Here is a 2,289-nt window from a genome sequence, read left to right on the forward strand (position 1 = left end):
AGGTCACCCGCGAGACCGTCGCGATGTACGACATGACGGCCCTCAAGCGCCTGGAGGTGAGCGGACGCGGGGCGGCCGACTTCCTGGAGCGGCTGTGCACCGGCAAGGTCGCCAAGTCCGTCGGCTCGGTGACGTACACCCTGCTCCTTGACCACGAAGGAGGTATCCGCAGCGACGTCACCGTCGCACGGCTGGCACCCGACCACTTCCAGGTCGGCGCCAACGGCAACCTCGACCTCGACTGGTTCACCCGCCACCTCCCCGCCGACGGCACCGTCCAGGTCCGCGACATCACCCCCGGCACCTGCTGCATCGGCCTGTGGGGACCGCTCGCCCGGGACGTCCTCCAGCCGCTCACCGACGAGGACTTCTCGGCCGCGGGGCTGAAGTACTTCCGCGCCAAGCGCGCTCACATCGGGTCCGTCCCGGTGACGGCCATGCGCCTCTCGTACGTCGGCGAGCTCGGCTGGGAGCTGTACACCACCGCCGACCAGGGTCTGAAACTGTGGGACACACTGTGGCGGGCGGCCCGCCCGCTCGGCGGGATCGCGGCCGGGCGGGGCGCGTTCAACAGCCTCCGGCTGGAGAAGGGTTACCGCTCCTTCGGCACCGACATGACCTACGAGCACGATCCGTACGAGGCCGGCGTCGGCTTCGCCGTCAAGGCCGACAAGGAGGACTTCGTCGGGAAGGCGGCCCTGGAGCGACGCAGGGCCGACGTACGGCGGAAGCTGACCTGCCTGATGATCGAGGACCCGCGGGCCGTCGTCATGGGCAAGGAGCCGGTGTACGACGGACAGCGCGCGGTCGGCTACGTCACCAGCGCGGCCTTCGGTCACACGATCGGCAAGGGCATCGCGTACGCCTGGCTGCCCGCGGAGCTCGCCGTGGCCGGCCGTGCGCTGCACATCGGCTATTTCGACCAGCGCGTGGAGGCGGTCGTGGCCGAGGAACCGCTGTTCGACCCGGCGATGTCCCGTCTTCGGGGGTGAGCGGGTCATAGCAACGGGCCGGGCGCCCCAGCGCCCGGCCCGTGTCAGCCCAAGTAGCCGAGCCGGCGGCTGAGTTCGTCGGCGCCCTCGATCAGCACCGGTGCCAGCTCGTGCATCCGCTCCTCGGTGAGACGGAAGGCGGGACCCGAGGCGGTGAGGGCGGCGACGACCTTGCCCTCACCGGAACGCACCGGCGCCGCCATGGCGTTGAGGCCCTCCTCGTACTCCTCCACCGTCATGGCGTAGCCCTGCTCGCGGACCCGGACCAGGTCGGCCTCCAGGGTCTGCCGGGAGGTCAGCGTCCGTGCGGTCATCCGCTCGAGCCCGGCCGCGGCGACGAGCTCGTCCCGGCGCTGCTCCGTGAGATCCGCGAGCAGGACCTTCCCGCTCGACGTGCAGTGCATCGGCGTCAGCCGGCCGACCCAGTTCTGCGCGGTGATGGCGGACCGGCCGCGCACCTGGTCGAGGTTGATCACATGATGGGACTCCAGGACCGCGATGTTCATCGTCTCGCCCAGTTTGTCGGCGAGGCGCTCGCAGATCCCGCGGCCGTGCTTGGTGACGTCGATGCGCCCGGTGACCGCGCCGGCCAGGCGCACGATGCCGAAGCCGAGGCGGTACTTCCCGCGCTCGCCCTCCTGCTCCACCATGCCGTGCGCCTCCAGCGCGCCCAGCAGACGGAACGCGGTGGACTTGTGGACGTCGATCGCCTCGGCCACTTCACTGACGCCTGCCTCGCCACGCTGGGCGAGGATCTCCAGCACGGTGACAGCCCGGTCGACGGACTGCACACCGCCGCTGGACGTGCCCCCGGACTCGGTACCGTTGCTGCTCATGGCGGAACTCTATGCGAGCAGGTCAACAGTCGTCCTCAGCCGGTGAGCGGTGCGACCGTGATCCGGTCGACGTTGGGCGCGTAGGCCGTGGGGTTGGCCAGGGTGACGGTGTTGGTGCCCGCGGCGAGGGTGACCGGCACCGGCAGGTCCCAGTAGTTGTTCCAGCTGTAGTTGTTGCGGAACATGACCGTCCGGTCGGTCCCGTCGACGCTGATCCGGGCCGCGCGGGAGACCACGTTGGTGTTGTAGTTCCCTGAGCCGGAGACCTGGTTGTTGGCGTAGCGGACGTTCATGACGTAGCGCCCGGCGCTCGCCGCGCTGACCTTGAAGGTGAGCGTGTTGTCCGCGCCGTTGCCGATGTAGCCGACGTACCTGCCGCCGGAGGCCCAGGTGTCCGAGGTGACGACGGCGGTCCCGGCGAGGGTGGCGTCCTCGGCCTGGTAGGCGGTCACGCCCTTGGT

At 70.1% G+C, this 2,289-nt stretch carries 3 protein-coding genes; 1 reads left to right on the forward strand and 2 read right to left on the reverse strand.

The window, feature by feature from the left end; genetic code table 11:
* The coding region (locus JF597_RS54205) for an aminomethyltransferase family protein (protein WP_294014492.1) at positions 1-992 on the forward strand (992 nt) is incomplete at its 5' end.
* Positions 993-1,036: 44 nt separating this feature from the next.
* On the opposite strand, the gene JF597_RS54210 is transcribed toward JF597_RS54205, so the two are convergent.
* Entirely contained in the window at positions 1,037-1,828 is a 792-nt protein-coding gene (locus JF597_RS54210; protein ID WP_294014494.1) for an IclR family transcriptional regulator, read from the reverse strand.
* 35 nt (positions 1,829-1,863) lie between these two features.
* On the reverse strand, positions 1,864-2,289 hold a 426-nt coding region (locus tag JF597_RS54215), incomplete at its 5' end, for a CBM35 domain-containing protein (RefSeq protein ID WP_294014496.1).

It is taken from the genome of Streptomyces sp., from assembly GCF_019510245.1.
In the GTDB taxonomy this organism is placed as follows: Bacteria; Actinomycetota; Actinomycetes; order Streptomycetales; family Streptomycetaceae; genus Streptomyces.

What these genes read in the sequence shown, in the direction of transcription:
- JF597_RS54210 (WP_294014494.1), bottom strand. Translation starts at nt 1,828, where the DNA reads ATGAGCAGCAACGGTACCGAGTCCGGGGGCACGTCCAGCGGCGGTGTG.